The organism is Acinetobacter sp. 1294596 (assembly GCF_000582925.1).
Lineage (GTDB): Bacteria > Pseudomonadota > Gammaproteobacteria > Pseudomonadales > Moraxellaceae > Acinetobacter > Acinetobacter radioresistens.
Map to the genome: position 1 here is coordinate 24225 of NZ_JFCC01000016.1, position 24941 is coordinate 49165.

Consider the following 24941-nt stretch of genomic DNA (forward strand, 5'->3'; position numbering starts at 1 on the left):
ACCAGTCGACTAGTTTTTCTCGGCCTGAATCAGAATCTGGCCAGCCCGGTCCTGCAAATACAGCTGCTTATTATTCAGCTGGAAACGGCTGATCCGCTCTAAAGCATCAGCCAGATCAGCTTCCTGTGCCAGTGCCTGATCACAACTCTGATGTCCTACCTTAGCAGTCAAGTTCAGGGTTTTCTGGGTTGTATTAATGTCATAATGCCCAAAGACAGTATTACACCCTGTATGTCCGGTCACGGTTCTTGATACAGAGTTTAAACGGATAAAAGGTATTTGATTGAAAAATTTAGCTGGCTGGCTTTTAATTCTGACAATACGCCAATTTACATCCTGAACACCGTCACGGCTGAGCTGCTTAGATGACGCTTGAGTCACTACTTTTTGTTTTGAGACTGGGCGGGTTTCTAGAGAAGTGGAAGGTTGTGATGACTGGCAGCCTGCAAGCCCAATCAAGAATATTAAACTGCCTGTAAGAACGCTAAGCCTTAGATTCAAAAAGTTATATTTTTTAAACGCTTTATCAGTATATTTCTTCATATTGTACTCTCCTGCTTACGCGTGAAAAACAAACATTCATTCTGTTACGGTTTAAGGTGTACAAGCGTACAATAATACTAGTGAACAGCTGTACTCACATGTTAAGATGCGGGTCTTATGGCTATTTTTGACAAAAAATAGCTGCGCTGTTTCGTTTTTGCCTTTGTTGCAAAGGCTTGTAGGAGCGTTACTGGAGATGAATAATCCTCCCCTAACCAAAGCCCCAATTAACTGGACCGCCAGTATTACTCTACTTGGGACTCCCATTGCTGCCGCTGTTCTGATTCCGCTTTATGCGTATCATCATGATTTTAGCTTAAGTGCATGGCTCAGCTTATTTTTCTTGTTAGCATTTAGTAGCTTAAGTATTACTGCAGGTTACCATCGGTTATGGGCGCACCGTGCCTATGAAGCCTCCCTGCCTTTAAAAATCCTCCTGATGATTGGTGGAACGTTTGCAGTACAAAATAGTATTTTATACTGGGCTTCTGGCCACCGTACCCATCATCGTCATGTTGATGATGTAGAAGAAGATCCATATTCCATCAATAATGGTTTCTGGTATGCCCACTTGGGCTGGATGATTCGTGACTATCCGGCTGCAGCACCTAACTATAAAAATGCACCAGACCTCTTAAATGACAAACTGGTTATGTTTCAGCACAAGTACTATGTACCGCTGGTAATTGCTGTACATGTTGCAATTCTGGGCGGGATTGGCTGGGCAGTAGGTGATATCTGGGGAGTAGTTCTACTGGGTGGGTTATTACGTCTGGTTCTAAGTCATCATGTGACTTTCTTTATTAACTCTCTTTGTCATATGTGGGGCAAACGTCCCTATACAGATGAAAATACAGCACGTGATAACTTCTGGCTGGCAATTGCTACCTGGGGTGAGGGTTATCATAACTATCACCACATTTTCCAGTACGACTATCGTAATGGTGTAAAGTGGTGGCAATACGACCCTACCAAGTGGCTCATCTGGAGCTGTTCAAAACTGGGACTTGCTAAAAATCTGCGCCGTATACCAAGCTTTAATATCAAGAAAGCTGAACTGGCAATGAAGTTTAAATATGCTGAACAAGATCTTGCTATCTACGGTCATGATGTGAATACAGATATCAGTACTGTTAAACAGCGGCTTGCTCAGGAATACGAAGCTTTTACTCATACCTTAAATGACTGGGCTAAACTCAAGGAACAGGAGCTTCATGCCAAGAAAGCTGCTGTAGCAGAAAAAATCCACCAGATGGATAACCGCCTAAAAGGTGAATTCCAGCAGGTAGAGGAGCGTCTGGCTCATCACCGTAAATCGTTAGAAGAAGTTATGCGTGGCCTGAAAAAACAGACCACCTGATTTTTAAAACTTTAAAAAAGGCTAAAACCGGAAATGGGTTTTAGCCTTTTTTCTTTTAAAGCAGTTATGTTTTTAAGGTATTTGTATCCAATTCTTATCACGCCTTAACTAGTGCTAGGCAGGAACAGTAAATTTGTTATAGTAAATCTATATTTTTATTTGTCTGGTACCTTATGCAGTTTAATCCAAGATATTCTTCCCTCGACTCCCGACTTTATCATCAGCAACAGCCTGTACCATTACGAGGTGCCAAGCCGGGTCACTTTAACTTGCATCTGGCGGAAGAGTTGCAATGGACTGAAGAAGAAAAACAAAACTGGGTTGAAATTTGCAGCGGACAAAGAACGTTTCAGGAATGTGCGCCCTTAGCCATGGTTTATGCAGGCCATCAGTTTGGGCAGTGGGCCGGACAACTTGGAGATGGCCGCGGCCTGCTGATTGCACAGGTACTTGACCGACAAGGCCAGACGATTGACCTTCACCTTAAGGGTGCAGGACCTACCCCCTATTCACGCATGGGTGACGGCCGGGCGGTATTGCGTTCGGTAATCCGTGAATACCTGGCTGGTCATGCACTTAATGCCTTAGGTGTGCCATCTAGCAATGCCCTAGGTTTCACCAGTTCCACCCAGAATATACAGCGTGAGACATTGGAACCAGGTGCCATGCTATTGCGAACTGCTGATAGCCATATCCGCTTCGGACATTTTGAGTGGATTAACCAGTATGCTCCAGAGTTACTTAGAGATTTCACATATAAATGTATCGAATGGCATTATCCGGATTGTCTGAAAACACAATTACCTGTACTGGCGTTTGCTGAAGAAGTGATTAAAAGAACTGCCAGCATGATTGCCAAGTGGCAATTGGTTGGTTTTGCCCATGGGGTGATGAATACCGATAATCTTAATATTACTGGCTCAACTCTTGATTTTGGTCCTTATGGCTTTATGGAGCGTTTCCGCCCGGGCTGGATCAATAACCACTCGGATTATCAGGGGCGCTATAGTTACCAGAACCAGCCAAGTATTGCTCACTGGAACTTATGGATCTGGTTAAATAACCTTATTCCTTTGGCTGAAGAAACCGACAAGGAACAATTCAAGGAAGAACTTGCCAAATGTCTGGAACAGTTTGAACCGACCTTTTTGGAACAGTATCAATTTGGTTTATGTCAGAAAATGGGCTTACCCGAATTCCATAAAGACAGTATGGAATGTGGTATGGTCTTCTTAAGAATTCTGCAAAGTGAACAGTTGGACTACACTCACAGTTTTATCCGCTTACAGCAAAAGGAATATAAGGCTCTTCGTGATGACTGTCTCGATATCCGGCAGTTTGATACCTTCTTGACCCTGTATCAGCAAATCCGTGAGCATCAGGATACAGATAAGCTGGATCAGGCCATGCAACAGGTTAATCCTCGCTATATTCTGCGTAATCATATGGCACAAAAAGCGATTGAACTGGCAGAACAGGATGACTTTTCTGAAGTAGACCGTTTATTCACCTTACTCAGTCAGCCGTTTATTTTTCAGCCAGAGACCGAGAAACCGGAAGACCTGGCGCCTCTACCAAGTGATATACCCGAAATTATGGTTAGCTGCTCTTCATAGCTGAAACTGTAAATGTGTGGATAAGATACATTTTATCCACACATCTAATCCGGTTAGAGCCAACTAATTAGAAAAAATACAGGAAATTATAAGTATTTTTTCAGCAACTACTTCTCTAAAAACAATTTATCTAATGTGTTTTATAAGAAATAGAGTATTTGTGGTATAAAGACAAGAGAATAATATATGGCTAGCAGACTTATCATATTCTGCACCGCACTGATCATCAGACAGCTTCCAGACCTCAGCATCCATAGCCTCTAACCAGAGCTAATCAATAAAAAAGCGGATCATGTGCTGTCCGCTTTTTAGTGAGAAAGTTAAAGCTTTGCTATTTACTCATCTGGATATTCAAAACGATAGCCTACCCCGTAAACTGCCTGAATCCACTCATGGCGGTTGCCAGTATTAGCTGCATCAGTGATTTTACGGCGCAGATTTTTAATGTGGCTATCAATCACACGGTCGGCTACATCAAAACTGTCAGGGTTAATATGATCTAACAGCTGGGCACGTGAATATACCTGTCCCACGTGTTCTAAAAACAGCTCTAACAGGCGGAACTCTGTGGGTGTCAGATTCAAGGATTTCTGCTGATACCAGATACGCTGTTGCGCCTTATCGATTCTGAAAAGACTATTTTGTTCAGGTTCAGCCTTACGGTCCAGACGGCGCAGTACCGCCTGTACACGTGCTACCAGCTCTTTAGGACTAAACGGTTTACAAATGTAATCATCAGCCCCCATATTTAAGCCAAGCACACGATCAATTTCTTCAGTCCGGGCAGTGACCATAATAATAGGAATATCTGACTGTTCACGTACTTTACGGCAAATAGTCAACCCGTCCATGCGCGGTACCATTAGATCCAGAATCATGAGACTTGGTTTGCGCTGAAGGAAATGGTCATAGGCTTCTTGCCCATCATGAAAGACGCTCACTTCAAAACCGCCAGCCTCAAGATAATCGCGTACCAGTCCAGCAAGTTCAACTTCATCTTCTACCAGCATGACATGCTTCATGAGTGTGCTTCCTTATATAGTGGTTAATTTGGGAAAAGTCAGCTTGCAACGCAAACCGCCGAGTGGTGAATGATGGAATGTTAATTCTCCGCCCATGGTTTGGGCAATTTTACAGGACAGGGCCAGACCTAATCCGGTTCCGCCGGTACTGCGCGTACGCGAATCATCTACTCGGTAAAAGCGCTCACCCAGACGTGACAGCTGCTCATCGCTGAGCCCAAACGGACTGTCATCCACATACAGACTCCAATGCGTATCAGACTGTTCAGTATGAATACGGATTTCTCCACCACTTTCTGTATAGCGAATACTGTTTCCAAGCAAGTTGACCACAATTTGTTTGAATCGGTCTACATCCAATTGTAATTCAGCTCCTGTTCCCTCTGAGTGTACTGAGAGTCCTGCCTGTTCAAAGTTCGGCCGGAAGTTTTCAATTTCCTGCTGTACCACAGACCACGGATCAACATTAGAGAAATAGCACTTGAGCTGCTGGGCCTCGGCCTGGGCCAGATCCGCCAGATCTTTAGTAAGTTTTTTCAGACTGCTGACCTGACGCATCATGGCAGCAAGATGCTCAGGGGTAGCTTTTCGGATACCGTCCTGCATGGCCTCAATCTGGGCCTGTAGTACCGCTAACGGTGTTTTCAACTCATGTGAAGTATCTGCAACCCATTGCCGGCGTGACTGCTCATGCTGGTCAAGAATAATTGCTAACTGGTTAATCTCATTGGCCAAATCACCCAACTCATCATTACGGCGAATTTTGACCTGATGCAGATAATTACCTCGAGTTAATTCCTGTGTGGCACGCAGCAGGCGTTGAATCGGCTTTTTAAAATAGGTTGCCATTAATATAGCGGCAATCAAACTGGCCAAAATGGTTAATGCATATACTAAAAGCAGGTAACGCTTCTGGTTACTGAAGAAATTAATACTTAAAGCATCATCCTGATCCAGTACAGGTTTTAAGCCCAGATAGCCGACTACCTGATTACCTACCACTATAGGACGATAAGATACTTCCTGATCAGAGGGCTCACCGACTACAAACTGTCGCTGGGCATCATACAGTGATAACCGCGAACTCAGCCCCAGACGGTCTGGCATAAAAATGAACCGTTTTTTACCAGCTTGAGCTTCTACGCTTTGAAGCGTAGAGGGATTGGTTTTCTTTTCCGGATTATGGGTCATGCTCTGGTTAGCACTTAACGGAAAACGCAGTCCTTCAAAAGGCTGATATTCGGAAGGTAAATTTTCTTCAATAAACCGCAGTTCTTCAGTATCCACCATTTTTTGCCGTAACTGTTCATTGGCCGAAAACTGGGGAGAGACATTCATCATGGAATGTTCTTGAAAATAACGCTGCTGCAAGGCAATATCGTATTGACGGCGCAGCCACCACCGCGAAAGACGGTCATAGTCGTCTGGTGCAGCCTCACCTTCAATCTGTAAAATCTGCGCCTGAATAGCATTACCCCAGTCCTGATATAAACCGTATACACCAGCCAGATTACTGATCAGAAGATCCAGCTTCTGCATTTCTACATCTGCCACATACTTGGCAAAGTTTTTCTGCATGGTCCAGTGCAATACCCCCAAGCTGAGCGTCGTAATGAATAACGTCGTAAACAGTACGGTCAGAAACAGGCGTAAGGCAATAGGAACTCGGCGGATCTTCAAAACAATTTCTCAATTTATTCTTCTGATTCATCATTGTAACTAAGCTCTGGCAAAAATACTCTTCATTGTTTCTACATCTTTATTATTTAATCTTAAGCTATTGGTAAATATAGTTGGCTCAGGAGTAATAATAATGAAATCTTTAATCAAGGCCGGATTATTGGGTACAGCGTTGACTGCTGTTATGGGCCTGACTGCCTGTCAATCCTCTACAGCTCCACAAGATAAACCACATCACCCAATGATGCACAAAGATGGTGATAGAGGTCATCATATGAAACGTCATCATCGGAATATGACACCGGAACAGCGTGCAGAGTGGGATAAGCGCCGTACTGAACGGCAGATGCATTATCAGCAGCTCCAGCAGGCCTGCGCAGGTAAGCCTGCCGGACAAACCGTTCAGCTCAAGATGGCCGACAAAACCATTGAAGGCACCTGTGAAATGCGCTTTAAGCCTAAACGGACAGCAACAGTGGCGCCCCAGCCTTCAACTGCTCAGCCATTAACACCGCAGCCTGCTGCTAAACCGGTAGCATGAAAGTAAAACTATTAAAGACACCTTTGGGTGTCTTTTTTATTTAATTCCTTGCTCATACCATACATATTCCCTTACGATTTTGACTATTTGTGTCAGCTTAAAATAATAAAAACTGTTTACACTCAAACAGGTTAGATTTTTCAAGAGCCTTTTCTTTGACTTTACAGTCACCAACAATACCCCTTCGACGCTTGTGTGGTGGTGCAACTTATTGCACGATGTAAGCATACAAATATATGTGTCGCTGCTGGCACGTAAATCGTTTATTAGGATTATAAATCTGGTTTAACCAGTATTGAGGAACCCGATATGCCACAATACAAAGCGCCCTTACGTGATATGCAATTTGTTCTGCATGAACTGTTAAATGCTGAAGAACATTATGCAAAATTACCGGCTTTTCAGGAAAATGTAAGCCGTGATTTAGTAGATCAGTATCTTGAAGCGGCTGCAGACTTTTGTGAAAACGAACTCTCTCCGTTAAACCAGATTGGTGATCGTGAAGGCTGTAGCTGGAATGATGGTGTAGTGACTACACCAACCGGCTTTAAAGAAGCTTATCAAAAATATATCGAACTCGGCTTCCCATCTCTTTCTGCTGAAGAGCAGTACGGCGGTCAGGGCCTGCCAAACTCGCTGGGCATTGCTATTTCTGAGATGGTAGGTAGTTCTAACTGGGCTTGGGGCATGTACCCGGGTCTGTCTCATGGTGCAGTGCGTACTCTTGAGCATCATGGTTCTGATGAACAAAAAGAGACCTATCTGCCGAAACTGGTATCAGGTGAATGGACGGGCACCATGTGCCTGACCGAGTCACATGCAGGTTCTGATCTGGGTATTATTCGTACCAAAGCTGAACCAAATGCTGATGGCAGCTATGCAATCTCTGGCGAAAAAATCTTTATTTCTGCCGGCGAACACGACATGGCAGAAAATATTATTCATATTGTTCTTGCCCGCTTGCCTGGCGCGCCTAAAGGTACCAAAGGTATTTCCCTGTTTATTGTGCCAAAATTCAACGTAAATGCTGATGGTTCAGTTGGCGAGCGTAATGCCGTGCGTTGTGGTTCAATTGAACATAAAATGGGAATTCATGGTAATGCCACCTGCGTTATCAATTTTGATCGCGCAACCGGTTACCTGATCGGTCCTGAAAACCGCGGCCTGAATTGTATGTTCACATTCATGAACACGGCACGTATTGGCACAGCAGTACAAGGTCTGGCTGCATCTGAGTCAGCGTTCCAAGGGTCTATTGTATATGCAAAAGACCGTCTGGCGATGCGTTCGCTTTCTGGCCCTAAAGCCCCAGAAAAAGAAGCTGATCCAATTATTGTTCACCCGGCAGTACGTAACATGCTGATGACTCAGAAAGCATTTGCTGAAGGTGGCCGTGCACTGGTTTATCTGCTGGCCCAGCATGCTGATGTTGTTGAAAAAGGCGCAACTGAAGAAGAGCGTAAATTCTCTGACAATATCCTGTCACTTCTTACCCCAATCGCCAAGGCATTCCTGACTGAAACCGGTCTGGAAGCTGCGAATAAAGGTATTCAGGTGTATGGCGGTCATGGTTTCATTTCTGAACATGGTATGGAACAGATTGTACGTGATACCCGTATTGCCTGCCTGTACGAAGGAACTACTGAAATTCAGGCTCTTGACCTGCTAGGCCGTAAAGTGCTGGGCACTCAAGGCGCCATGCTGAAAGATTTTACCAAGATCATTCATAAATTTGCCGAAGCCAACAAAGACAATGCAGAACTTGCCGAGTTCATCGAGCCACTTGCCAAACTCAATAAAGAGTGGGGTGAGCTGACTATGCAAATTGGTATGAAAGCAATGCAAAATCCGGATGAAGTAGGTGCAGCAGCAGTTGACTACATGTACTTCTCGGGCTATGTAACACTGGCTTACCTGTGGGCACGTATGGCGCTTCTGGCTCAGCAGCAGCTGGCAGCTGGCAGTACAGAAGTTGATTTCTACAATGCCAAAATTACCACTGCACGATTCTACTTCAAGAAAATCCTACCACGTGTACGTTCACATGTTGACGTAATCGCAAGCGGCCTTGATTCACTCATGGCACTTGATGCTGAACATTTCGTCTTCTAAAAAAACGTTGTTATAGCAAGTTTTCATGGGAAAGGACTGCACAGCATTATTCTGGACAGTCCTTTTCTTTTATCAAATACTCAAAATCTGGTACGTAATCGGTTAAGGTATAACGGCACTTTACTTAACTTGATTAAAATCTACTGATTCGAACAATAAACAGGTGAACTATGCCAATTTATAATGCACCTCTTGCAGATATGCGCTTTATTCTGAATGATGTCTTTCAGGCAGAACAATTCTGGCAAGCCAATGAAAACCTAAACCATGTAGATGCAGCAACTGCTGAAGCAATTCTTGAAGAAATGGCCAAGTTTGCACAGAACGTGACTCTGCCATTAAACCGCAGTGGTGATGAAGAAGGTGCACAATATAATAATGGTGCAGTCACTACTCCTGCGGGCTATAAGGAAGCTTTTCGCCAATATGCAGAAGGTGGCTGGATTGGCTTGGGCGCCGATGAAGAATGGGGCGGTCAGGCAATGCCAAAAATGCTGACTGTATTGGCAGATGAAATGCTGTTTGCGACCAATCCGGCCTTCATGCTCTATCCCCTACTTTCTGTAGGTGCAGGTATGGCACTTAACAGTTATGCTTCGCAGGAGCAAAAAGAAACCTATCTGCCAAAGATCTATTCAGGTGAATGGTCAGGAACCATGTGTCTGACTGAGCCGCATGCAGGCACTGACTTGGGTATTATTAAAACCAAAGCAGAACGGAATGAAGATGGCAGTTACAGCATTACCGGTACCAAAATTTTCATTACCGGTGGCGACCATGACCTGAGTGATAATATTATTCATCTGGTATTGGCAAAAACTCCGGATGCCCCTGCTGGTTCACGCGGTATTTCGCTCTTTATTGTTCCAAAATTTCTGGTCAATGAAGATGGCAGTCTAGGTGAACGTAACCCTGTCGGACCAGGCTCTATTGAACATAAGATGGGTATTAAAGCCTCCGCTACCTGTGTAATGAATTTTGATGGCGCTAAAGGCTTTATTGTTGGTAAAGAGAATGAAGGCTTGGCAGCCATGTTCGTTATGATGAACTATGAACGTTTGTCAATGGGCATTCAAGGTATTGGAGCTTCCGAGTTCGCCTACCAGAATGCAGCTCAGTATGCTACTGACCGTATTCAAGGTCGTAACGCCTCAGGTATAAAATCACCAAACAAGGTTGCCGACAGTATTCTGGTTCATGGTGATGTACGCCGTATGCTGCTTAATGTTCGTGCTAACAATGAAGCATCACGTGCATTTGCGGTGTATGTAGGTCAGCAACTGGATATTACCAAGTTCTCTACTGACCCGGAAGCTGTGAAAAAAGCCAATGATCGCGTGGCCCTGCTCACTCCAATTGCTAAAGCATATTTAACGGATACGGCATTCCAGGCAACTCTGGATGCACAAATGGTTTTCGGCGGGCACGGTTATATTCGCGAATGGGGTATGGAACAATGTGTTCGTGATCTGCGTATTGCCCAGATCTATGAAGGCACCAATGGTGTACAGTCACAAGATCTGATTGGCCGTAAGCTGATAAAAAATAATGGTGCTTTCCTGGAAGAGTACATTGCAGAGATCCGTGATTTTGCCAACAATATGGATACTCATCTCAACTTCATTAAAGATGCAACACTAGACGCGGCAACTGATATTGAAGCGGTAAGTCGTTTTATCATTGAACAGGCATCAGAAAAACCGGATTTCTCTAACTCTGTTGCAGTTGACTTCCTGCATGCAGTTGGCCTGCTCAGCTTCAGTTATATGTTTGCACGTATTGCAGCGGCAGCAAAATATAAATCTGGTGAGTTTTACCAGAACAAACTGACCTTGGCACATTACTTTGTACAGCGCATTTTACCTGAACTGTCTATGCGTATTGCCAAGATTAATGCTGGCTCTGACCTGGTGATGGAATTTAGTGAAGAGTTCTTTACATCACAATCCTGATTCAATATCTAAAAAAACGCCTGTAAATTCAGGCGTTTTTTTATGACTGATATTTCAATTCAGCAGCATATTTGAGTCTAAAAATATCTTAATGCTGGTTATCATGTGTAATAAAGAAATACTCGCGATAATATTTCAATTCACGGATTGAGTCACGAATGTCATCCATTGCCAGATGTGATGCCTGCTTTTTAAGGCCACTCATAATTTCTGGCCGCCAGCGTTTCGCCAGTTCCTTGACTGAAGAAACATCCAGATTACGGTAATGAAAGAATTGTTCCAGTTCTGGCATTAACCGGTGCAGAAAACGGCGATCCTGACAGATCGAGTTACCACACATTGGTGAAGTTTTCGGGTTAACCCATTTTTTTAGAAAATCTATCGTCTGCTGTTCTGCTTCAAGAGCAGTTAAAGTACTACGACGTACACGCTGAATCAGACCCGATTGTCCATGCTGGCGAGTATTCCACTCATCCATTGCATTTAAGACCTGATCAGACTGGTGAATAGCCAGTACCGGACCTTCAGCCAGAATATTTAAATGATCATCTGTAATAATTGTTGCAATTTCAATAATCTGATCGTTATCGGTATCTAAACCGGTCATTTCCAGGTCAATCCAAATTAACCGTGTATCTGGGGTACTACTCATGAAAGACCATCTTAATGTACTTGGAAAGTAATAATAGTAGCAAATTTCTTGTATCTTGGCTGTAACTTCAACCCCGCTTCATGCTATTTTTGCCATCCTTAACAGGTGGTTTTTCTCAGGATATGAATGGCATTAATTCGTAAACGTCGCTTGACTGAACAACAGCAACGCCGGATTCAGAAACAGCAAAAAACACGTCAGGAAGAAATCGATACTTCAAATGACCTTGAAGGTCTGGTGGTACAGCATTATGGCCGCCAGCTTGAAGTGGAAGCCTTGTCTGTTCCTGTTGAACATCCGCCACAACCTGTGACCCAGCCAGGTGAACCGGAGCCATTCTGGAAACCGGTGGAACTGGGCAGTATCTGGCGCTGCCATACCCGTACCAATCTAGAATTACTGGTTACAGGAGACCGGGTCAAATGGCAAGCCGACCCCAATACCGGTTTAGGTATTATCACAGCGATTCATCCGCGGTCTTCCTTACTCACCCGTCCGGATCGCTATCATAAGGTCAAACCGGTTGCAGCTAATATTTCTCTGATCGTAGTCGTTTTTGCTGTCTTGCCAGAACCGGCCCCGATGCTAATTGACCGCTATTTAGTTGCATGTGCAGATGCCGAGATACCTGCGCTTCTAGTACTCAACAAAACTGATCTGCTCAGCCAGAATGATCCTATTTTACAGCTAGTGTCCGAATATGAAGCACTGGGTTATGAAGTCATGCAAACACAGTCTAAAGGTGATCTGTCTGCTTTGGCAAAACGCTTGGATGGTGAAACTGTCGCATTTGTAGGCCAGTCTGGTGTAGGAAAGAGTTCCCTGATCAATGCAATTGTTCCTGATGCCTCTCAGAAAACCAATATAATTTCCGAGAATTCTGCTTTAGGTCAGCACACGACTACTTCTACGCGTTTAATCCGTTTTGGAACTAGCGGCGCATTGATTGATTCGCCTGGAATTCGTGAATTTGGCCTGTGGCATCTGGATGCAGATAAGGTTCAGCGCGGTTTTCCTGAAATTGAAAATCTATTGGGGCACTGTCAGTTCCGTAACTGTACTCACACCCATGAAAAACATTGTGCGCTCAGAGAGGCGGCCAAGAATGGAGAAATTCTGCCCCGTCGTCTGGAAAGCTATTTACGCTTGCAGGATGAGATTGCTGAAGCTCAGCAAAAAAATTAGTTTTATTACGGTTTTCTAAAGCCCATCCCTTGAAGGGATGATTTTGATCACCATATATATACGATATACTCTAGATCAGTTTTGATTTGAATTAGGTGACTTGTGGAACGTTGGCTTGAATTTATGGGGAATCACCCCTTTTTGTTTGGTACGTTAGGGGTTTTGCTGGTGTTGTTTTTCATTTTTGAAGGGCAGCGAAATGGCCGCAAAATTTCACCGCAGTCACTTGGAATTCTGGTCAAGGCAAAAAATGCCATGCTGATCGATTTGCGTGATGCTAAAGATTTTCGTGAAGGCCATATTAGTGGTAGTCGAAATATCCCTTATAGCCAGATCGCCAATCATGTTGATGAATTAAAAGCGACAGAACGTCCTTTAGTTTTTATCTGTAATCTGGGTCAGGTTGCAGGTAGTGCGCTACAGAAAGTTGGACATAATGACAGTTACCGTCTCGACGGTGGCATTAGCAACTGGAAAGCCCAAGGTTTACCCTTGGTAAAAGGTAATAAAACCACCAAAGCTTAAGGAGATATTTTATGGCTGCTGAAGTAACAATTTACTCAACCACCTTCTGCCCGTACTGTGTACGTGCTAAACAGCTTCTTGAGCGTAAAGGTGTAGCATACAAAGAAATTAACTTATCAAATGAAGCACCTGAAGTACGTGTGGAGTTGATGCAGCGCACTAATCATCGTACTGTTCCACAAATTTTTATTAAAGATCAGTTTATCGGTGGTTTTGATCAGCTCTATGCTCTTGAGCGCGAAGGTAAACTCGATAGTCTTTTAGCTTAACCCGTTTCCATATCAAGGATATAAAGAATGAGTGAAGAACAACAAACTCAACCACAACTTGCCTTAGAGCGTATTTATACTAAGGATATTTCTTTTGAAGTACCAGGGGCACAAGTATTTACCAAAGAATGGCAGCCTGAACTGAATATCAATTTATCCTCTTCCGCAGAGAAAATTGATCCGACTCATTTTGAGGTTTCACTCAAAGTAGTAGTTCAAGCGAACAATGCCGGCGATACTGCGTTTATTGTCGATGTAACACAGTCAGGCATTTTTTTGGTAGATAATGTTGAGGAAGAGCGTCTTCCTTACATTCTGGGTGCTTATTGCCCGAATATCCTATTTCCGTTCCTGCGTGAAGCTGTAAATGATATGGTTACTAAAGGTAGCTTCCCGCAATTGCTTTTAACTCCAATCAACTTTGATGCCGAGTTTGAAGCTAATATGCAACGGGCTGCCGATGCTGAAGGTCAGGCTTAATTACCAGCCTGTAAAAAAAGACAGCAATCTGCGGTCTTTTTTATTAACTGTTTTTTATACATCAGGATACAGTGGCATTTTGATGCAGTGCATCAGCGACAGCCTCAACCAGCTGCTGGGCAATTTCCTGCTTAGACGCCTTTTCCAGCTCACGTTTTTGCAGATGATACTGCTCGGCAAAAAATACAATCATGGCATTTTCATCGGAAGCAAAACCGATGTCATTCCGTGATACATCATTACAAGCGATCATATCCAGCTTTTTCGCAATCAGCTTCCCAGCTGCATACTCTTCTACATTACGGGTTTCTGCTGCAAAACCGACCATAAATGGGCGCTTTTGCTGCTGGGCAATAGTTGCCACAATATCGGGATTCTTAATCAGGGAAACATTCAGCTCATCGCCGGCTTTCTTGATTTTATGCTCAGCAACTTCTGCCACACGATAATCGGCAACAGCTGCGGTGGCGATAAAAATATCACAGCCTTCTTCCAGCATCTGCATACTGTGTTCTAACATCTGAACTGCTGAAGATACATTAATGCGTCTTACCCCATTAGGCGTATCCAGACTTACCGGGCCAGCAATTAAGGTAACTCTAGCTCCCGCTGCATAGCAGGCCGCGGCCAGAGCAAAACCCATCTTTCCGGTACTATGGTTAGAAATATAACGTACCGGGTCAATCGCTTCGCGGGTCGGACCTGCTGTAATGACCACATGTTTGCTGGCCAGCAGACCAAATTTTTCAGCAATAGCACGCTGGGCTTTATGAAAATAGTCTTTAACCTGACGGGCCAGATCTTCTGGTTCCGGCATGCGACCAAGTCCGACATCACCACAAGCCTGAGCACCTGCTTCTGGCATAACCACATGAACACCATCTTCAACCAGTGTCGCCAGATTTCGTTGTGTAGCTTTTGCTGCCCACATTTGCTGGTTCATTGCTGGCGCTACCCAGACTGGAGCTTTAGTCGCCAGATATAAGGTACTCAGCAAATCATCGGCAAGACCGGCAGCGAATTTTGCCAGTGTATCGCAGCTGGCGGGTGCAACCAGAACCAGATCTGCCCAGCGTGCCAGTTCAATATGCCCCATTCCTGCTTCAGCTTCAGGGTCTAAAAGTTCAGTATATACCGGATTACCTGAGAGGGCCTGGAAAGTCAGCGGTGTGATAAAAGCCTGGGCACCATGCGTCATCACTACTCTGACATTAAAACCATAGTCTTTTAGCCGGCGGACCAGAATAGCAGATTTATAGGCGGCGATTCCGCCCGTGACAGCGACAATAATATTTTTATTTGAAATTACACTTAAATCAAAGCTCACGAACAGTAATCCTCTGTTGCAGTGCCGCTCACAATAGCATTAAATATCTGCTGACCCAAGCCTCTCGGCTGGAAATATAAAAACGAAAATAAACAAGAAAAGTGAACTATTATGCAAAATTCAATCAAGCATTGGCCGGAACAGGAACGGCCCAGAGAGCGGCTATTACAGCAAGGAGCACAAAGCCTTTCCGATGCAGAACTTCTGGCCATTTTCCTGCGTTCCGGTTCTAGACAGCATTCAGCAGTGGAGCTGGCACGACAGATGATTCAGCATTTTGGTGGCCTGAGTCCGGTATTTGATGCCGAACTGAGTGACCTAAGCCAGTTCCATGGCATGGGACCTAGTAAATATTCACAGCTCATGGCAGTTAAAGAGTTAGGACGGCGTTACCTCCAGCAATATTTCCACCAGCCCCAGCTCGAGCTTAACTCTTCAGCTCAGGTGTTAGACTATTTACGTTACGAACTGCTGGGAGAACGGCAGGAAGTTTTTGCAGTGCTCTGTCTGGATAATGACCTGCGCAAGCTCAGTTTCAAGAAATTATTTTTTGGTTCACTGAATCATTGTGCCGTATCTATCAACCAGATTTTGCGCTATGCCTTAAAACAGCATGCTTGTCATCTGGTTATTGCACATAACCATCCTTTTGGACAGGCACAACCTTCACCGGCTGATCTGGAACTTACACGGCAATTATCTCAGGCCTGTAAGTTAGTAGAAATTGTCCTGCTTGATCATTTTATTATCTCTCCAGAATGCAGTTTTTCCTTTGCTGAGCAGGGCTTATTCAATACTTCAGAACAGGTCGAGAATAAGGTTGACAAAGCTGGTTGAAGCCGTAAAGATCAGCTTAAACCCAGTGACGTTTTAGCAGATATGATTGTCCGCGAGCAACCCGATGTTTTAAAGTTATTATTTTCTTGGCGCGGTACAATTCTACCTAAAATTCTGCCGCCGCTTGGGATTGTTATGCTCATCTCAGCCATTGTAGGCGGAATTGAATATATTGATCTGTATCGCTTTCCGGAAGTTCCTTTAGCCGGTTTTACTTTAATTGGAGTAGTACTTTCGATCTTTCTGGGTTTCAAAAATACCGCCTGTTATGACCGTTGGTGGGAAGCCCGGCGTCTCTGGGGTATTCTGATTGCCAATGCCCGCCATTTTGACCGTGACTGCCGTGTACTGCCACAGGCACGTCGTGAACGTATTATTCAGCACGTCATTGTATTTGCCAATGTATTACGTGACCGTTTGCGTCATCAGACTGCTAATCCTACTGAACTTTTGCAGACCAGCGGTATGTCACAGCAGGCACTGACCCAGCTTTATCAGCACCATAATGCGCCGCAGTATACTTTGAGCCTGATTCAGTGGGAACTGTTGCTGGCTTTAAAAGAAGGCGAAATTTCCGACATCATCTATACACAGATGAATCAAAATGTAGCAGCACTGAGTGAGGTCCAGACTGGTTGCGACCGGATTGCCAATACGCCTCTTCCGTTTGCCTATTCGGTTTTGCTTAACCGTACTGTTTATTGTTTCTGTTTCTTGCTGCCTTTTAGTCTGGGCCAGACTTTAGGTTTGCTTACCCCATTTCTGGTCGGGCTGCTGGCCTATACATTCCTGGGGCTTGATGCACTGAGTACAGAACTTGAAGAACCGTTTGGCACCCAAAGTAATGACTTACCGCTAGACTCCATGGTACGACTGATTGAAATTGAACTGCTCGGCACTTTAGGTAAGCCTACGCCTCCCCCAATTCAGGCACAGGACGATAATCTTCTCTAAACAGGTTTATAGCGAAAAACTTTCCCAAATCCCAATCTGGTCTGGGCGGAGTGAAGGTACATTGCCCAGTTTGAGCCAAGGCATGTTTTCACCATGATAATCACTACCAATTGAAACCTTCAGTGCATACTGCTGAATCAGCCGGTCAATCATCTGGCGAGTAGAAGTCGGGTCACTGGCCGGTGGCAATTCGATGGCATCCCCGCCAGACTCTGCAAATAACTCGACCAGGTAACGGATATTGGTGGCCGACAAGGTATAACGAGTTGGATGAGCCAAAACTGCAAAACCACGACTGACATGTATAACTTGAATGGTTTCGGCCAGGCCTAGACCTTCAAAATTTACAAAAGCTTTTTTCCCCTCTTTTAAATAACGGTCAAAAGCCTGCTGTGGCCGGGATACAATCTGTTGCTGTACCAGTGCTTTGGCAATATGTGTTCGGGTGATTCGGTCAGGTTCACCTTCAACCAGCGCCAAAACCTGCTCATAAATATCTACCTGAATAATATCGGTGAGCAGATGACAAATGTGTCTGGCACGTGCTGCACGTATCCGTTTTTGCTGCTCAAGCATTTGCAATAATGGGGCTGGATTCTGCATGCCCAGTGCAACCACATGTACACCATAACTCTTTTTGGTGGCAGGACGTGACCACTGGCTTGAAATCTCTACACCAGAAATAATCCTGAGTGAGTAAGGAGCCTCAAGTGTCATGCTACAGGCTTTAGCCCGCTGGATGCCGTCCATATTGTCATGATCTGTAAGGGCCAAGGTATGAACACCTGCTGCAACAGCAGCATGCACCAGCGCCTCTGGAGACAAAGTTCCATCAGAAATATTGCTGTGTGTATGTAAATCTATGCCGTGCATCTCTTATACTATGCTATTTATTTAAACAGAACTGATACTCTAACATGAAAGCGCTTCTGGACTTTGTTCCACTGATTATTTTCTTTTATCTGTACAAGACGGTTGAACCAGATGATACCCAACATCCACTTTTACAACTGATCGGCTCTGCGGGCGGTGTAGATAACAATAATATTCTGGTGGCGACCACAGGACTCATCATTTCCATGTTGGTGGTGTATGGTGCTTTATTTGTCATGCAGAAATTCCGTCTGGATAAACAGCAGTGGATTGTACTGTTTATGACCGTAATTTTTGGTGGTATCACTTTGATGCTTAGCGATGATTTTTATATCCGTCTGAAGGCAGCCATTTTGAATCTGGTCTTTGCCGGAGCTTTCCTTTTGTCGCCATTTTTCGGTAAAGAACGTAAACCGCTGATCCAGCGTTTATTTGGTCCTATTTTCAACCTGACCGAAAAGGGCTGGAAGAATCTGAACTTTGCCTGGGCTGCCATGTTTGTAGTCATGGCCTGCCTGCATATTTTCTTTGCCTTTATCTGGATGAATGGAAAATATTGGGGAGAATTTACGGCATTTGGTGACATGATTGTTATGTTTTCCTTTATCATTATTCAGTTCATAGTCTTACGTAAACACTTTAAGTCGCCCGAAGCTTAAGGTGTGTCATACAGGTCAAAATTTCATGCCTTTATTTGTATTAAGCTGTACTGATCACGAGGGTACAGTTGAAAAACGTCTCGCCACACGTCCTCAACACATTGAACGGTTACAAAAGCTAAATGACGAAGGCCGCCTGATCGTAGCAGGTGCGATGCCTAAAGACCCTGCTGATCCTCAGGCAGGTTTTTATGGCAGTACTATGATTGTTGAGTTTGATAGCCGTGAAGCACTGGATGCCTGGCTTAAAGAAGAGCCTTTCCTAAAAGCTGGTGTTTATGCGCATATCGATGTCAAGCCTTTCAATAAAGCCTTTCCTCAAGGATAAATTCATGCGTGTTGTAGTCCAAAGCTGTCTGGGCATTCTATTTTTTTGTTCTACCGCCTGGGCTGTTGAAGCAGTCAGTGAACCTGTAGCAGCTGCACCTGTAACAGCCCCACTAAATGCTAATACGGCTAACCGACCAGCCGCTATGGCTGTCGCTGCAACAGTTGCCCCTACAGGCCAACCTCAGGAAGTCCGGCCTTTAACAGCTGAACAACTCGCCAAAAATAAGGCCTTGCAAGATGCCAAGATTAAAACACTGATCAAAGATCAAGGTATACGCCTGCAACAACTGGAAAAAGCCAATCTGGACGCACTGGCACAAAATCAGGAACTGCAATTAAAAAATGATAGCCTTGCTGTACAGGTTCAGGTTTTACAGAGTGAACGTAGTGCCCAGATGTTTCTCTACGGCGCAGCAACTTTAGCTGTAGGCGTATTGATGGGTTTTCTTATTGCAAGTTATGTATACACCAAGCGCCGGCGTCAGTGGTAATTTCCACTTTTTCTCTGCATAAATAAAGGGTTTTATGGTTTGTCCTATCCGATTCAAACAGCTGCTTTAGACTGGCAACTTATCGATAATATTGAGGTACCGGTATCCCGACAGTTTGGAGATGTCTATTTCTCCAAAGATAACGGTCTGCTGGAAACACGCCATGTTTTTTTAAATGGCAATGACTTGACTGAACGCCTCGCTACCTTAAACGACTTTGAATATTTCTGTGTAGGTGAAACCGGTTTTGGTACTGGACTGAATATTCTAGCGTTATGGCAACTTTGGCAACAGGTCAGACCTGATAATCATAGCCATCTGCATGCAATCAGTGTAGAGAAGTTTCCGCTTGGCAAACCTGATCTGATCCGTGCATTAAAAGCCTGGCCAGAACTTGCTCCTTTAGCTGAGCAGCTGCTCCAGCAGTATCCCTTACTGATTGCAGGCTGTCACCGGCTGTCATTTCCTGAAGAACGCTTTAGCCTTGACCTATGGCTGGGAGATGCACATGATATGTTCCCCCTTATGGAAAAGACAGCATCTGTAAATGCCTGGTTTCTGGATGGCTTTGCGCCTTCTTGTAATCCGGATATGTGGGAAGAACAGGTTTTAAATCATATTGTCCGTTTATCTGACCATGGTACTACATTTGCTTCATTCAGCGTCGCCGGTGTTCTCAAGCGGGGGTTACGTAGTCACGGCATTCAGGTTACACGTCCACGTGGTTTTGGTCATAAGCGTGAAATGTTAAAAGCGATCTGGCAGCCGTCCGTTGCCGATGCTGCAACTGAAAAGCAGGAAAAACCAGAGAGTCTGTCTTCAGGACAACCCCCCCCCCGAATAGCTGTTAAAACAACTCATCGGCAAAAACAGATCGCTGTGATTGGTGCAGGTATTGCCGGACTAAGCGTAGCCTGGTCTTTTGCCCAGCGTGGCCATCAGGTTAAACTGTTTGACTACAATGCGCCTTTAGCTGGCGCCTCCGGAAATCCACTTGCCCTGTTAAATCCGAAGCTCAGCCAGATCGAAAAAAGTCATACCCATTTAATGACAGTTACTTGGCAATATGCACTTAATCATTATCAGCAATTTAGAGCTTTCCGGCCATTACAGATTCACCAGATGGCTTTAAAAGAAAGCGAGCAGCTCTTGAGTCTGGCAGAACAATATCCGGATGAATTACTTACAGTACAAACTGCTCAATGTCACCCGCTTTCTACACAGTCTGAAAGTCTACGGCTTAATCGAGCTGGCGGTGTCTCTCCACATCTGTTACGTGACCAGATTTTAGAACATTCACTGATCCAGTTTGCGCAGGCAGCCGTGGAACGTATTATTCCGGAAGCTCAAGACACCGTCTTATATGACGCCAACGGTAAATCTCTGGGTAAATTTGACCATGTGGTGGTGTGCTGTGCTCGGCAGAGCCAGTCACTGCTCAGCAATTGCCCGACACTACGGCCAATTCGAGGGCAAGTAAGCTGGGTCAATAATACGGCACAACCTTTGAATATGCAGGAAGCCATCAGTTATGGCGGCTATTGTCTGCAATTTGATGCTGAAAATTTGCTTCTTGGCGCTTCGTTCTTACCAGGCCGTGAAGATGATGAAGTCCTGGCTGAAGATCATCAGCATAATGCAGAACTTCTTGCAAAAGTATTTCCAGAATATGCAGCCACTTTACCGCCTATAGAAGCTTGGCAGGGCCGTGCCTCTATTCGTGCCCAAACTATGGATTACTTTCCCCTGCTAGGCAAAATGGGGTCTGATACAGAAATTTATACTTTTTCCGGTTTAGGCTCTAAAGGTTTTCTGTATGCACCCTTATGTAGTGAAATACTGGCTGCATTGGTATTTAAAGAAGCCTGCCCTGTACCGGCCAGTGTAGTACAGAAGCTCAACCCTCAACGGTTTCAAAAACGTTTAAAACAGCAAAGAAATTCTTGAATCAACCAGCCTGTGCGAAGCTGGACAGTACTCATAGTCTGAAAAAAAGCGCCCTCTCTGGGGCGCTTTTTTCTATCCTTCTTGTTCCAAAGGCAATCCTGCATCACGTGCTGCTCGGGTCCCTCCCATCAACACCACGTATTCACGCGAGTCATCAATGCTTTCAAGCATTTCAGCCGCACGCGGGGCTTTACTGCCACCACCGCACAGGATATAAATCGGTTGATCCGCTGCTACCTGAGACAAGCTTTCCGCGCTCAGATCATTGATAGGCTGATTGATCGCACCTCGAATATGACCTTCTGCATATGCACCTGTGTCACGGACATCCCAGATAACAGCATTTTCTGGGAACTCAAATGTAGTAATTTCTTGTTTACGGATCATTGCGCACTCCTTTGATGTAAACAATACTTGGCAAATGAAGAAAACATCCCTAGCATCTCAGATATTCTTTCCCTTTGTAAAGGTCTAAACCATGCCATCTTTCGATATTGTATCTGAATTAGAGTTATTTGAAGTTAATCACGCTGTTCAAAATACCCAAAAGGAAATTGCAACCCGGTTTGACTTCCGCGGCCAGGATGTTTCCATCGAACTAAATGAAAAAAATAAAGAAATTAAAATTAGCACAGAAAGTGATTTCCAATGTGAACAAGTGTATAGCATGTTAGAGAATCACTTTTATAAACGTAAAATTGATGTACAGGCACTCGATCCCCAAAAAGCGACTGCTTCAGGAAAAAATGTAGTCCAGGTGATCAAACTTAAAGATGGTCTTGACTCAGATACGGCAAAAAAAATTAATAAAGCCATTAAAGAAAGTGGGATTAAAGTGCAATCATCGATTCAGGGTGACAAAATCCGTGTAACAGACAAAAAGCGCGATACCCTGCAGCAGGTAATGAACTTTCTGCGTGAGCAGCAGTTTGGCTTGCCACTACAATTTAACAACTTCAAAGATTAAGACACTATTGCTTGCAAGAGAAACCTCATGGCCCATAATAATCGCTTGTCCAGACTGATCAAGACCACCTCAAAGCTTCCTAAAGGCCTGCGCAGTACTTTGTGGAGTAGAGCATTTGGTCGGGTGGTGCCAATGGTAGGTACAGCAAAGATTCGTTATCTTGAAGTAACCGCATCCAAAGTGGTAGTCAGTATGGCAAATCATCATGTCATGCAGAACCATATTGGTCAGATTCATGCCTGTGCCATGACACTTCTTGCCGAAACTGCTACTGGTTTTGTAACTGCAATGAATGTTCCTCAAAATGCTATTGTACTGATTAAAAGTTTTAAAATTGACTTTAAACGGCCCACTCAAGGAGCGATGACCGCTGTAGCAACTTTGTCTGCTGAACAGCAGCAGATGATGCAAACCTCGGAGAAAGGCGAAACGCTCGTTACAGTCTCAGTGGTAGATGAGTCTGGTGAAGAGCCCATTCAGTGTGAAATGCTGTGGGCCTGGGTCGCTAAAGATCGGCTTAAACCGTCTTAATGACAATATAAAAAATCCCAGATTATGTCTGGGATTTTTATTTTAAACCTGTTGTGACTCTAAAAACTTCTGCTTAACCTCTTCTGGAATTATGCGTTTATTACCTTTTACGTCTACAGCGACAAAAGTAAAAACTCCTTCTGTAACACGTTTAGCTGGCCGTGATGAATCATGGCTATCCCAGACTTCAATCTGCATCTGGATTGAAGTATTACCAACTTTTAAAATTTTGGTATAACAGCTAATTACATCGCCCACTTTAACCGGTACCAGAAAAGTCATCTGGTTAATCGAAATAGTGGCGCATCGTCCTTTACTAAAACGTTCAGCATGAATTGCACCAGCTAAATCCATCTGGGAAACGATCCAGCCACCAAACACGTCTCCGCTCCAGTTGGTATCAGCAGGCATAGCAATTGTTTGAAGAGACAATACCCCTTCAGGTTTTAGATTAGTATCTGACACATTAACTCCGGACTTTAAGTTGCTGATCCAGCCATTGTTGTAACTCGGCAGATCGAAGGACGCCACTTATTCTAGCAACTTCTGTGGTTTTATTCATCAGTACCAGGGTCGGGATACTTCTGACATTAAATGCAGCACCTAAGCGTGGAGAAGTCTCGGTATTAATCTTGGCAAAAATAACATGCGGGTTATGTTTGGCAGCCTCAGTAAAATGTGGCGCCATCATTTTGCATGGCCCACACCAGTCGGCCCATAGATCAATCAGTACAGGCAGATCACTATGACTCATGAAATTACTAAAATTCTGCTCAGTTAACTCAATTGGTGCTCGTGGAAGCAAGGCAGCATGACATTGTCCACAATTCGGAGCTGCATCAAGCTTTTCCTCTGGTACACGATTTTTTGCACTGCAGCTTGGACATACAAGAATCATTCATTTTCATCCAGTCAATGTATATGAAAATTTTAATGCGAGTATGCCCGACTTTTCAAATAGTATTATTTTATAAGAATAGAAACTCTAAATCTGCCCTCAGCCCATATATGATTAAAAAACCTTACAATCAAAAATATTCATCAGATCCATTAATATTTTGTTGGGAAAAATTTATTAATTTTCTACCGATTTCGACGCATAATCTTGCTTAATGCTATCATGTCTGCATAAATTCCTTATGAGTCTATGGAGTAAAAAAATGAGCGAGAATGTAGGTTTTGCAGGCCAGATTGGCCCTGATCATGTGTCACAAGTAGTTGAAAAAGGTTTCAGATCGATCATCAATAACCGTCCAGATATGGAAGGTGGTGCTGAACAGCCTACCAGTGCGCAGATTGAAGAGGCCGCTCGAGCTGCGGGCCTAGATTATGTCTATCAGCCTGTTGTTGCTGGCCAGATCAGTGAACTTGATGTGCGCACATTTGCAAATCACTATAATGAACTGCCAAAACCTATTTTAATGTTCTGCCGTACTGGCAATCGCTCAAATAACCTCTATCAATTAGCAAAACAGATGGACCTGCTGGATGACTAAATACATATGCGCCCTTCTGCTCAGTCTGGGCTGGTGTGGAAGTGCCATCTCTTCAGTCAATGCTGCTGTTACTGACCAGGCCATCATCAGCAAACCTTTAAATGAAGAGGTTAGCGTAGCCGGACAGATGGATTTGGTAAAGTTTCAGCAGTTACTCAAGCAGGGTTTTAAATCAGTCATTGTTAACCGGCCCGACGGTGAGCTCGGCAATCCTGTAACCGTAAATCAGCTCCGGACTGTTGCAGAAAAGTCTCATGTAAGTCTGATTTACCAGCCTGTTGAAAGTGTAAAAGTTTCACAGCCGGATATTGTTGAGTTTGCTCGTTATTATAATAGCCTGCCCAAACCGATTCTGCTGGTCTGTCGTAGTGGGGGGCGCTCGACTGCTCTATTTAATCAGGCCAAGCAACAGGGATTATTACGTGAATAAAATTTTACTCGTTCTTTTATGTTCACTTACCTTGATGGGCTGCAGTTCTATGAATGTACGCCCAACTGTTGGGGTAAGTGTGGGAACCTCACTTTAATTTTCAGATACGGACATTCATAAAAAAACAGCGCCTAGGCGCTGTTTTTTAGCTTCTTTCATCTA

General features: G+C 44.2%; 28 protein-coding genes. 19 read left to right on the forward strand and 9 right to left on the reverse strand.

All coding sequences use genetic code 11. The features are described 5' to 3' along the window. Positions 1–9: 9 nt before the first annotated feature. A complete protein-coding gene (locus J502_RS07860) occupies positions 10–543 on the reverse strand; it encodes an META domain-containing protein (protein ID WP_005018488.1) in 534 nt (177 codons plus the stop codon). Positions 544–739: 196 nt separating this feature from the next. On the opposite strand from J502_RS07860, the gene J502_RS07865 reads away from it, so the two are divergent. Both J502_RS07865 and J502_RS07870 read left to right on the forward strand, forming a co-directional pair. Then, positions 740–1903 (forward strand): acyl-CoA desaturase, encoded by a 1164-nt coding sequence (locus J502_RS07865; protein WP_005018486.1) that lies wholly within the window; start codon positions 740–742, stop codon positions 1901–1903. 173 nt (positions 1904–2076) lie between these two features. Then, on the forward strand, positions 2077–3519 hold the full coding sequence (locus tag J502_RS07870; protein WP_005018484.1) for a protein adenylyltransferase SelO: 1443 nt from the start codon (positions 2077–2079) through the stop codon (positions 3517–3519). Positions 3520–3854: 335 nt separating this feature from the next. Here the strand turns inward: J502_RS07870 and J502_RS07875 are convergent, their stop codons facing one another. Both J502_RS07875 and baeS read right to left on the reverse strand, forming a co-directional pair. Beyond that, positions 3855–4541 carry a response regulator gene (locus J502_RS07875; RefSeq protein ID WP_005018483.1) on the reverse strand — a complete coding sequence of 229 codons (687 nt, stop codon included), beginning with the start codon at positions 4539–4541 and terminating at the stop codon, positions 3855–3857. Between the two features lie 12 nt (positions 4542–4553). Beyond that, entirely contained in the window at positions 4554–6221 is a 1668-nt protein-coding gene (baeS, locus tag J502_RS07880; RefSeq protein WP_034683739.1) for a sensor histidine kinase efflux regulator BaeS, read from the reverse strand. Positions 6222–6354: 133 nt separating this feature from the next. Between baeS and J502_RS07885 the strand changes: the two genes are divergently transcribed. The 3 genes from J502_RS07885 (at position 6355) to J502_RS07895 (ending at position 10826) form a co-directional block, all read left to right on the forward strand. Then, positions 6355–6762, forward strand: a complete 408-nt coding sequence (locus J502_RS07885; RefSeq protein ID WP_005018481.1) for a hypothetical protein — start codon at positions 6355–6357, stop codon at positions 6760–6762. A 309-nt stretch (positions 6763–7071) separates the two neighbouring features. Then, on the forward strand, positions 7072–8874 hold the full coding sequence (locus J502_RS07890) for an acyl-CoA dehydrogenase C-terminal domain-containing protein (protein ID WP_005018480.1): 1803 nt from the start codon (positions 7072–7074) through the stop codon (positions 8872–8874). 170 nt (positions 8875–9044) lie between these two features. Further along, positions 9045–10826: an acyl-CoA dehydrogenase C-terminal domain-containing protein gene (locus tag J502_RS07895; protein ID WP_005018479.1), complete on the forward strand. Its 1782-nt coding sequence runs from the start codon at positions 9045–9047 to the stop codon at positions 10824–10826. Positions 10827–10914: 88 nt separating this feature from the next. Here the strand turns inward: J502_RS07895 and orn are convergent, their stop codons facing one another. Then, complete coding sequence (gene orn, locus J502_RS07900) at positions 10915–11478, reverse strand: oligoribonuclease (RefSeq protein ID WP_005018477.1); 564 nt, start codon at positions 11476–11478, stop codon at positions 10915–10917. A gap of 126 nt (positions 11479–11604) precedes the next feature. Between orn and rsgA the strand changes: the two genes are divergently transcribed. The 4 genes from rsgA (at position 11605) to secB (ending at position 13937) form a co-directional block, all read left to right on the forward strand. Next, positions 11605–12663 (forward strand): small ribosomal subunit biogenesis GTPase RsgA, encoded by a 1059-nt coding sequence (gene rsgA, locus J502_RS07905; RefSeq protein WP_005018475.1) that lies wholly within the window; start codon positions 11605–11607, stop codon positions 12661–12663. 102 nt (positions 12664–12765) lie between these two features. Further along, positions 12766–13188: a rhodanese-like domain-containing protein gene (locus tag J502_RS07910; RefSeq protein ID WP_005018472.1), complete on the forward strand. Its 423-nt coding sequence runs from the start codon at positions 12766–12768 to the stop codon at positions 13186–13188. An 11-nt stretch (positions 13189–13199) separates the two neighbouring features. Beyond that, on the forward strand, positions 13200–13457 hold the full coding sequence (grxC, locus tag J502_RS07915; protein ID WP_005018469.1) for a glutaredoxin 3: 258 nt from the start codon (positions 13200–13202) through the stop codon (positions 13455–13457). Between the two features lie 27 nt (positions 13458–13484). Next, positions 13485–13937, forward strand: a complete 453-nt coding sequence (gene secB, locus J502_RS07920; RefSeq protein ID WP_005018466.1) for a protein-export chaperone SecB — start codon at positions 13485–13487, stop codon at positions 13935–13937. A 61-nt stretch (positions 13938–13998) separates the two neighbouring features. Here the strand turns inward: secB and coaBC are convergent, their stop codons facing one another. Continuing rightward, positions 13999–15264: a bifunctional phosphopantothenoylcysteine decarboxylase/phosphopantothenate--cysteine ligase CoaBC gene (coaBC, locus tag J502_RS07925; RefSeq protein WP_034683741.1), complete on the reverse strand. Its 1266-nt coding sequence runs from the start codon at positions 15262–15264 to the stop codon at positions 13999–14001. A 111-nt stretch (positions 15265–15375) separates the two neighbouring features. Here coaBC and radC point away from each other — a divergent pair, with 111 nt between their 5' ends. Both radC and J502_RS07935 read left to right on the forward strand, forming a co-directional pair. Beyond that, positions 15376–16101, forward strand: a complete 726-nt coding sequence (gene radC, locus J502_RS07930; protein ID WP_005018462.1) for a RadC family protein — start codon at positions 15376–15378, stop codon at positions 16099–16101. 42 nt (positions 16102–16143) lie between these two features. Next, positions 16144–17055, forward strand: coding sequence for a bestrophin family protein (locus tag J502_RS07935; RefSeq protein WP_005018461.1), 912 nt, complete (start codon positions 16144–16146; stop codon positions 17053–17055). Positions 17056–17061: 6 nt separating this feature from the next. On the opposite strand, the gene J502_RS07940 is transcribed toward J502_RS07935, so the two are convergent. Further along, the gene (locus tag J502_RS07940; RefSeq protein WP_034683744.1) at positions 17062–17928 is read right to left on the reverse strand and encodes a PHP domain-containing protein; all 867 of its coding nucleotides are present in this window, start codon (positions 17926–17928) and stop codon (positions 17062–17064) included. Between the two features lie 44 nt (positions 17929–17972). Here J502_RS07940 and J502_RS07945 point away from each other — a divergent pair, with 44 nt between their 5' ends. The 4 genes from J502_RS07945 to mnmC are packed head-to-tail and all read left to right on the forward strand — an operon-like array spanning position 17973 to position 21355. Beyond that, on the forward strand, positions 17973–18587 hold the full coding sequence (locus tag J502_RS07945; RefSeq protein WP_005018456.1) for an inner membrane-spanning protein YciB: 615 nt from the start codon (positions 17973–17975) through the stop codon (positions 18585–18587). 25 nt (positions 18588–18612) lie between these two features. Continuing rightward, positions 18613–18915: a YciI family protein gene (locus J502_RS07950; protein ID WP_034683747.1), complete on the forward strand. Its 303-nt coding sequence runs from the start codon at positions 18613–18615 to the stop codon at positions 18913–18915. A gap of 4 nt (positions 18916–18919) precedes the next feature. Next, on the forward strand, positions 18920–19408 hold the full coding sequence (locus tag J502_RS07955) for an SH3 domain-containing protein (protein ID WP_005018451.1): 489 nt from the start codon (positions 18920–18922) through the stop codon (positions 19406–19408). A gap of 39 nt (positions 19409–19447) precedes the next feature. Continuing rightward, on the forward strand, positions 19448–21355 hold the full coding sequence (mnmC, locus tag J502_RS07960) for a bifunctional tRNA (5-methylaminomethyl-2-thiouridine)(34)-methyltransferase MnmC2/FAD-dependent 5-carboxymethylaminomethyl-2-thiouridine(34) oxidoreductase MnmC1 (RefSeq protein ID WP_034683749.1): 1908 nt from the start codon (positions 19448–19450) through the stop codon (positions 21353–21355). Between the two features lie 72 nt (positions 21356–21427). On the opposite strand, the gene J502_RS07965 is transcribed toward mnmC, so the two are convergent. Then, positions 21428–21742 (reverse strand): rhodanese-like domain-containing protein, encoded by a 315-nt coding sequence (locus tag J502_RS07965; RefSeq protein WP_005018447.1) that lies wholly within the window; start codon positions 21740–21742, stop codon positions 21428–21430. A gap of 91 nt (positions 21743–21833) precedes the next feature. On the opposite strand from J502_RS07965, the gene J502_RS07970 reads away from it, so the two are divergent. Then, entirely contained in the window at positions 21834–22322 is a 489-nt protein-coding gene (locus J502_RS07970) for a YajQ family cyclic di-GMP-binding protein (RefSeq protein ID WP_005018442.1), read from the forward strand. A 27-nt stretch (positions 22323–22349) separates the two neighbouring features. Continuing rightward, entirely contained in the window at positions 22350–22853 is a 504-nt protein-coding gene (locus tag J502_RS07975) for a DUF4442 domain-containing protein (RefSeq protein WP_034680273.1), read from the forward strand. Between the two features lie 42 nt (positions 22854–22895). Here J502_RS07975 and J502_RS07980 read toward each other — a convergent pair whose 3' ends face one another. Both J502_RS07980 and trxC read right to left on the reverse strand, forming a co-directional pair. Continuing rightward, the gene (locus J502_RS07980) at positions 22896–23264 is read right to left on the reverse strand and encodes an acyl-CoA thioesterase (RefSeq protein WP_171071758.1); all 369 of its coding nucleotides are present in this window, start codon (positions 23262–23264) and stop codon (positions 22896–22898) included. Positions 23265–23319: 55 nt separating this feature from the next. Next, a complete protein-coding gene (gene trxC / locus J502_RS07985) occupies positions 23320–23751 on the reverse strand; it encodes a thioredoxin TrxC (RefSeq protein ID WP_034683751.1) in 432 nt (143 codons plus the stop codon). 262 nt (positions 23752–24013) lie between these two features. Between trxC and J502_RS07990 the strand changes: the two genes are divergently transcribed. Continuing rightward, positions 24014–24349, forward strand: a complete 336-nt coding sequence (locus J502_RS07990; protein ID WP_005018435.1) for a protein tyrosine phosphatase family protein — start codon at positions 24014–24016, stop codon at positions 24347–24349. Continuing rightward, entirely contained in the window at positions 24342–24779 is a 438-nt protein-coding gene (locus J502_RS07995) for a protein tyrosine phosphatase family protein (RefSeq protein WP_005407025.1), read from the forward strand. Before J502_RS07990 ends, J502_RS07995 begins: the two co-directional genes overlap by 8 nt. The last annotated feature ends 162 nt before the right edge of the window (positions 24780–24941 follow it).

What these genes read in the sequence shown, in the direction of transcription:
- J502_RS07870 (WP_005018484.1), top strand. Translation starts at nt 2,077, where the DNA reads ATGCAGTTTAATCCAAGATATTCTTCCCTCGACTCCCGACTTTATCAT.
- J502_RS07940 (WP_034683744.1), bottom strand. Translation starts at nt 17,928, where the DNA reads ATGCACGGCATAGATTTACATACACACAGCAATATTTCTGATGGAACT.
- J502_RS07970 (WP_005018442.1), top strand. Translation starts at nt 21,834, where the DNA reads ATGCCATCTTTCGATATTGTATCTGAATTAGAGTTATTTGAAGTTAAT.
- J502_RS07865 (WP_005018486.1), top strand. Translation starts at nt 740, where the DNA reads ATGAATAATCCTCCCCTAACCAAAGCCCCAATTAACTGGACCGCCAGT.
- J502_RS07990 (WP_005018435.1), top strand. Translation starts at nt 24,014, where the DNA reads ATGAGCGAGAATGTAGGTTTTGCAGGCCAGATTGGCCCTGATCATGTG.
- J502_RS07890 (WP_005018480.1), top strand. Translation starts at nt 7,072, where the DNA reads ATGCCACAATACAAAGCGCCCTTACGTGATATGCAATTTGTTCTGCAT.
- J502_RS07980 (WP_171071758.1), bottom strand. Translation starts at nt 23,264, where the DNA reads ATGCCTGCTGATACCAACTGGAGCGGAGACGTGTTTGGTGGCTGGATC.
- J502_RS07885 (WP_005018481.1), top strand. Translation starts at nt 6,355, where the DNA reads ATGAAATCTTTAATCAAGGCCGGATTATTGGGTACAGCGTTGACTGCT.
- J502_RS07965 (WP_005018447.1), bottom strand. Translation starts at nt 21,742, where the DNA reads ATGATCCGTAAACAAGAAATTACTACATTTGAGTTCCCAGAAAATGCT.
- J502_RS07995 (WP_005407025.1), top strand. Translation starts at nt 24,342, where the DNA reads ATGACTAAATACATATGCGCCCTTCTGCTCAGTCTGGGCTGGTGTGGA.
- orn (WP_005018477.1), bottom strand. Translation starts at nt 11,478, where the DNA reads ATGAGTAGTACCCCAGATACACGGTTAATTTGGATTGACCTGGAAATG.
- J502_RS07955 (WP_005018451.1), top strand. Translation starts at nt 18,920, where the DNA reads ATGCGTGTTGTAGTCCAAAGCTGTCTGGGCATTCTATTTTTTTGTTCT.
- trxC (WP_034683751.1), bottom strand. Translation starts at nt 23,751, where the DNA reads ATGATTCTTGTATGTCCAAGCTGCAGTGCAAAAAATCGTGTACCAGAG.
- J502_RS07950 (WP_034683747.1), top strand. Translation starts at nt 18,613, where the DNA reads ATGCCTTTATTTGTATTAAGCTGTACTGATCACGAGGGTACAGTTGAA.
- secB (WP_005018466.1), top strand. Translation starts at nt 13,485, where the DNA reads ATGAGTGAAGAACAACAAACTCAACCACAACTTGCCTTAGAGCGTATT.
- J502_RS07895 (WP_005018479.1), top strand. Translation starts at nt 9,045, where the DNA reads ATGCCAATTTATAATGCACCTCTTGCAGATATGCGCTTTATTCTGAAT.
- J502_RS07860 (WP_005018488.1), bottom strand. Translation starts at nt 543, where the DNA reads ATGAAGAAATATACTGATAAAGCGTTTAAAAAATATAACTTTTTGAAT.
- J502_RS07875 (WP_005018483.1), bottom strand. Translation starts at nt 4,541, where the DNA reads ATGAAGCATGTCATGCTGGTAGAAGATGAAGTTGAACTTGCTGGACTG.
- grxC (WP_005018469.1), top strand. Translation starts at nt 13,200, where the DNA reads ATGGCTGCTGAAGTAACAATTTACTCAACCACCTTCTGCCCGTACTGT.
- radC (WP_005018462.1), top strand. Translation starts at nt 15,376, where the DNA reads ATGCAAAATTCAATCAAGCATTGGCCGGAACAGGAACGGCCCAGAGAG.
- rsgA (WP_005018475.1), top strand. Translation starts at nt 11,605, where the DNA reads ATGGCATTAATTCGTAAACGTCGCTTGACTGAACAACAGCAACGCCGG.
- J502_RS07935 (WP_005018461.1), top strand. Translation starts at nt 16,144, where the DNA reads ATGATTGTCCGCGAGCAACCCGATGTTTTAAAGTTATTATTTTCTTGG.
- J502_RS07945 (WP_005018456.1), top strand. Translation starts at nt 17,973, where the DNA reads ATGAAAGCGCTTCTGGACTTTGTTCCACTGATTATTTTCTTTTATCTG.
- J502_RS07975 (WP_034680273.1), top strand. Translation starts at nt 22,350, where the DNA reads ATGGCCCATAATAATCGCTTGTCCAGACTGATCAAGACCACCTCAAAG.